The organism is Roseibium aggregatum IAM 12614, assembly GCF_000168975.1.
Lineage (GTDB): Bacteria > Pseudomonadota > Alphaproteobacteria > Rhizobiales > Stappiaceae > Roseibium > Roseibium aggregatum.
Map to the genome: position 1 here is coordinate 1 of NZ_AAUW01000044.1, position 5,897 is coordinate 5,897.

General features: G+C 57.4%; 4 protein-coding genes and 1 pseudogene. 3 read left to right on the plus strand and 2 right to left on the minus strand.

What is annotated here, in order from left to right; all coding sequences use genetic code 11:
• Positions 1-108: 108 nt before the first annotated feature.
• Both SIAM614_RS32840 and SIAM614_RS30255 read right to left on the minus strand, forming a co-directional pair.
• A pseudogene (locus tag SIAM614_RS32840) lies at positions 109-841 on the minus strand (transposase); the annotation flags it as partial.
• Between the two features lie 225 nt (positions 842-1,066).
• Positions 1,067-2,116: an AraC family transcriptional regulator gene (locus SIAM614_RS30255; RefSeq protein WP_006940602.1), complete on the minus strand. Its 1,050-nt coding sequence runs from the start codon at positions 2,114-2,116 to the stop codon at positions 1,067-1,069.
• A gap of 110 nt (positions 2,117-2,226) precedes the next feature.
• On the opposite strand from SIAM614_RS30255, the gene SIAM614_RS30260 reads away from it, so the two are divergent.
• From SIAM614_RS30260 to SIAM614_RS30270, 3 genes are all read left to right on the plus strand, one after another.
• Entirely contained in the window at positions 2,227-2,589 is a 363-nt protein-coding gene (locus SIAM614_RS30260; protein ID WP_006940604.1) for a helix-turn-helix domain-containing protein, read from the plus strand.
• Between the two features lie 80 nt (positions 2,590-2,669).
• Positions 2,670-4,169: a DUF1254 domain-containing protein gene (locus SIAM614_RS30265; RefSeq protein ID WP_006940606.1), complete on the plus strand. Its 1,500-nt coding sequence runs from the start codon at positions 2,670-2,672 to the stop codon at positions 4,167-4,169.
• Between the two features lie 90 nt (positions 4,170-4,259).
• Positions 4,260-5,807, plus strand: coding sequence for a DUF1254 domain-containing protein (locus SIAM614_RS30270; protein WP_157140188.1), 1,548 nt, complete (start codon positions 4,260-4,262; stop codon positions 5,805-5,807).
• The last annotated feature ends 90 nt before the right edge of the window (positions 5,808-5,897 follow it).

The window sequence follows — 5,897 nt, forward strand, 5'->3', positions numbered from 1 at the left end:
AACGATCAGTGCTTGTGACGCGCGGCACATGGGTCAGTTCTCAGTGAAAAAATCGGGCTCTACCGGGTCAGTCCTCGGCTCTGACGCACTTTTACTGGCGTACAGATCTTATGGTTCGCCAATCAATCTCGCCTGGAGCAGATCGAGTTTTGCTCGTCCGTACATTTTGCGCTTGATGAGCTTCAGGCACGTGATCTGTCCCTCAGTTTGCGCATTCGACCAAGTAGAGGCGATAGCGTTCCGGACGGCGTCAATATCCTTATCGACGCCGTTGGCGAAGGATCCAACTAAGCTGTTCTTGGCTGTTTCGAGCCCCTTCGTCCCACCACCGGCTGTTAAGCCACGGCAGCCAGCTATCGAGCGAGCTGGGTCGTGTTCGAAAGACATAAAGGCGCTGGCCTCTTAATACGTCGCGGACAAGTTTCCGGCTATGACCGGTTTGCCGCACGATCTGGCGAATGGGAATTCCATCTTTCGACAGCGTCCGGATCGCCTCGTTCGTCTCCTGCCGGCGCAGATATCCGTCGTATTGCAACTTTTCCGCATAAGTCAAAAGCTTGGGGTCAACGACATTGCTGCCGACCGCTTGCCTGATCTGGCGCATCGACCTGCCGACAGCATCGAAAAAGGCCCGGCCGGAATTCTCCATAAGATGCTAACGGTCGGCGACCTGCTCTGCATCAGGCAGGGCCTTCGCGATGGCCTCACCATAGCCGCCACCCCGGTCGCGAGCGACGATCGATATCGACGGATGTTGGGCAAGCCATGATCGAGATGTATCCAGCGCCCGATCCGGCAAGAGGGAGACAGGCCTCCGCCGTTCCAGGTCGCAAACGATTGTTCACTTTACAGTGCCCGCGACGGAAGTTGGGGGGCTAAATAAACAGTGGGTAGGGGCCCTTATGCATTCGTTTGCGGAAATCGTTGCCTGTAACCAATGCCAGAAATTTTAAACGATAGTGTGTGAAGTCGTTGTTTCACCACGATCAAACGCTGCTGCATTAACGACTCTTCCTGTCGGCTCAGACGGAGACTCTGGTCGGCATACGCCAAGAGAACAGAATGATCAGATCGCTGCAGAACCCATCACGAAGTTTTGGTGACGGTAGTCCGTTGGTGTGATGCCGGTGAAACGGCGGAAGGCACGTGTAAAGTGTTGAGGGCTCTCGTAGCCGGCCATCATTGCAACATCAATGACCTTCAGCGCGGGATTTTCGAGGTTCTGGCGAGCAAGCTCAAAGCGTGCCTCCTGAAGCAAACCCGAATAGGAACTTCCGCAAAGCTTGAGCCGTCGCTGAAGTGTTCTTTTGCTTATCCCCGCCATTTCGGCGATGAAGGCGACATTGGTGCGTCGATCGGCAAGATACGGCTGAACCATCTTTCGAAGAAGGGTGACAAACTCCCAGTCCTCCGATCGACCGATTTGCTCACCATCCGAAGGTACCGGACCCGGCGTTTGCGGAGCCGGCCGGTGCGTTGCCAGCACGCTCGTCGAGAGTGCGAGACACGCACGCTCAACTAAAATGGATGCAAAGGCCTGCCCAACAAGTATGCGCGTGTCGGGAAATGCGACGTGTACGCCATCGGGAAGACGATGCGTGGAAGTGAAGCACAACTCACTTGGATACCAAGTTGGGCCAACAACGCTGCGCAACACCGAGATGACCGCCTGGAGATTCAACCATTCCGCAAAACACACGTGAGGGTGGCGCTCCATTCCCCTCATGTTGCAGGTCACGCGAACATCGTCGGCCTCCTGGCGGATGCTCATTTCAAGGGCACTGTCCTCGAAACGCGACAAGGCGCTCAAGGCCTCCAGGCGTTTAAGGCCGGTTTGCGCCGTCATGATGGCAGCCTGTTGGGTCGGACGCAAAGATGACAGCGAGGCTGCCTGCGCGCCAATCAGCCCAAGTTCCATGGCTGGAAGGTCGCGTCCGGTCCGCGCGACCCATTCCATGGCAACAGGTAGGCTGACGTAGAGATCCGGTGTCTCTTCAATGTATTTCGGCAATCTGGACTGTGCGAGCTCGCGATCTATCGGAGCGCCCATGTCACGCAGTACGGAAATGTAGGTGTTCAGATGGGTCGCCCGGACGAGCGCAAGCCTGGTTTCCAACCGAAATCCCCCTGGTGCGACCGCCCGAATTTTGGCGCGTATTGGTCGGAGTTCGTTTTCCCGACCGGCCAATGTGATAATTCGACATCCTTCAACTTAGGGTAACATGGATGCCCAGCCGCACAAAGGGTTCCGAACAGGAACTTGCAAGAATCCGGTCGGTGATCGCCGGACTTGTTCTGGCCGGCACAATATCGCTTGAAGCCGCGGCAGAACGTCTTGCGACCAGTCCGCGAACTCTTCAGCGCAGATTGAGCAACCATGGCATGACCTTCTGGGAACTCGTGGAAGACAACCGGTTCAAGATCACCAGTGCCTTGCTGCGCGAGACCGACCTGAAGGTTCAGGAGATTGCCGCAAGGCTTGGCTACTGCACGCCAAGTGCCTTTGCCCGGGCTTTCACCAGATGGGCCGGCCAGTCTCCCAATGCCTACAGGAAAGCTCTAACAGACCGGCTCTCCGACGCAGAATAATGGCGCGAAATGGGCAGAAGCGGTGACTGACCTTAGGTAATCTTCGAAAGCGGTCCAGACCTGTCCGGGGAGAAAAACGAATGATACGCCTGCCTGCCATGAGCGCCATTGCGTTCGCCCTAGCCGTTGGCCCTGCGTTGGGGCAGGTTTCAACCGCCGAACTCGACGCGATCTCCATCCCCGACAAGATTGAAACCTCCATCGGGACGCTCGAGTTTTTCGATGGCGTCCCCAAGGACACGACAATCGCCGCGGTCTATGACAACCTCGACCGTATGCGCGGCATGGGGGTTTTCCTGGACAATGTCGGTGCGGTGTCGATGTACAGCGTGCGCACCGGCCTGGCCGACGCCGGATCGAAGGGCGCGAATAAGATCGCAATCTTCGAGCAGTTGCTGGATTCGCAGACCCTCGTGGTCACCGCCAACACCTCGACGCTTTATGCCTATACCTACACGGATCTCGCCACTGACGGCCCGACCGTGATCGAGGTCCCGCCCGCCATGCTCGGCTTTCTCGACGACGCCTGGCAGCGCTTTGTCGGCAATATGGGCGTCACCGGGCCGGACAAGGGCAAGGGCGGCAAGTATCTGGTGGTGCCCCCAGGTTATACTGACGACATTCCGGACGGCTATTATCTGCTGAAGCCTTCGACGAACCGAAACTTCATGTTCCTGCGCGGCTCGATAAAGAATGGCCTCAAGCCGGCTGTGGAAAACATCACCTCCAAGCTGAAGGTCTACCCGCTCAAGGATGCGGAGAACCCTGCGGCAACCGAATTCGTCAACATGTCGAACAAGCCTTTCAACACGGTTTTCCCGAGCGATTTCAGCTATTTCGAGAACCTCAACGAGGTCATCCAGGAAGAGCCCATCGACGCCATCAGCCCCGAAGTTCGCGGCGCCATTGCCTCGATCGGCATCATCAAGGGCAAGCCCTTCGCGCCAGACGACCGCATGAAGAAGCTGCTCACCGAGGCGGCGACGCTCGGCGATGCGACGTCGCGGGTCATCACCTACCATCCGCGTATCGAGGGCGTGAGGATTTACCCCGACGATCCCAAGAGCGTCTGGTCAACCGCCTTCGCCAACAAGAATACCAGCTTCGAGGCCGACGGCATCATGGGGCTTGACGCGCGGGTGCTCTATTACTTCAACGCAGGCGGGGTGACCCCGGCCATGGCCGCGACGCGTGCGGGTGAGGGATCGGATTATGGCCTGGCGGTTCTCGATTCCAACCAGCAGCCCTTCGACGGTTCGAAGACCTACAGGCTGCATCTGCCGAAGGACGTGCCAGTCAACGATTTCTGGGCTGTCACCCTCTACGACACCCAGACCCGTTCTCAGCTCCAGACCGGCCAGCCTTTCCCGACCATCGGCAGCCAGACCGACGGCATGACCAGGAACGCCGACGGCTCCTATGACCTCTATTTCGCCCCCGAGGCGCCTGCGGGCAAGGAAGGCAACTGGCTGCAGACCGTTCCGGGCAAGAGCTGGTTCACGATCCTGCGCATGTATGGCCCGCTGGAGCCCTGGATCAACAAGACCTGGCGGCCGGGTGAAATCGATTTGGTTGAGTGATTTGATCGGCGGAGCAAATGCCCCGCCGCTTTGCCCTAAATGGCCTGTCGTACAAGCGCGCCCTGGCACTGACACATAGGATAAGAGAAGATGACACAGATAAATGGGTTGCTTGCCACACCGTCTGCCTCGACATGGATCGGCGCGGTGCTTGCACGTTCGAGTGGTGCTCTGCACTCCACAAAGCGGTACGCAACCCAAGCCCTAGCCGCCATCGCCCTTGTCGGTATGACCGCCAGCGCACCGGCCCAGACCGAGCAGAAACCGGAGGCCATCGCAGAGCGGGCCTATATCTACGGTCTGCAACAGGCGATTTATTATGGCCAGCGCTGGACTTACACCCAGAATGACGCCAAGGACAATATCGTATATGCGGGCCTGAACCAGTTTGCATGGGTGCGCAAGCAGATTACCCCCGATTATCCCGTGGTCACGCCGAACGCGACCACGCTTTATGGCGCAGGCTTTCTTGACCTGCGCGCAGGTCCAGTCGTCATCGAAGTGCCAGAGATTACCGACCGTTACTTCAGCGTACAGGTCATGGATCAGTACGGCATATTTCGGATGATCGTCGGGTCGCCCTTCAATGGCACAAAGGCGCGAAAATATATTCTGGTGCCGCCGGGTTTCACCGGCAATGTTCCGGCTGATTTCCCGACCACTGACATCGTACAATGGCCGACCCTAACCGCTTACGGTGTGGTCCGTATGGCTGTCGAAACCGGGTCCGCTGCCGAGATCAAAATGATCAACGGCTATCAGGATCAGGTGACCATCACGCCCTTGGCCGACTGGCTGGCCAATGGCCACAAGGGCATCGCCCAAGCCGACAGAAAGAAAGCGAAGGGCGATTTCCTCATCCCCGAAGGTCTGCCTGAATATCAGTTCGGTCAGGTCGATAAACAGACTGCAGAGCAATATTTCACCCTGCTCAGCGTAATCCTGAACGATCCGACCATGCCAACGCTCAAGGATTCGATCATGGAGGCCGAAATGCTCAAGCAGCTTGAGGCGTTCAACATCGGCAAGGGCTTGAGCTTTGAGTGGTCCAAGCTGACGGCAGAGCAGACAACCGCACTCGAGACCGGGTTCAAGGCCGGATTTGACAACGTGCGCAAGACGCTGAAGACCAACATGATAAATATGAATGGCTGGGGCGTCGTGCGCAATGACGGCGGTTTCGAAACCCGTTGGATGGACCGCGCGATCATCGCCGATGCAGCTTGGGCGGCACCGGACAAGAACATCTCGCATGGTGGAGCCTTCCTGTTCACCGATTCCGAAGGCAAGCCGCTCGATGGCAAGAACAATTACACCCTGACCTTCGACATGAACGACCTGCCGCCGGTTACCCAATTCTGGTCCATCCCGATCTACAGCGCCGAAGGCTACTTCGTGGCCAATGAGATCAACCGCTACACCATCAACAGCTTCATGCTGAAATCTGGCGTGCTGGTGACCAAGGACGGCAAGCTGGTGATCTATATCCAGAACGAAAAGCCCTCTGATCCGGATCAGGTTAAAAACTGGCTTCCAGCGCCGGCCAAAGGGTTTCGCTTCACCTCGCGCTTCTATGGGCCTTATGCTCCGCTGGTAGACGGCACTTACAACATGCCGAAGGTGATCAAGGTCGAATGATCCGAATGATCAACCATGGGCACCCGGACGGGTGCCATCGATTTGCAGACCGCACCGAGGAGACAGTGACATGATTAAGCGGTTACTCCT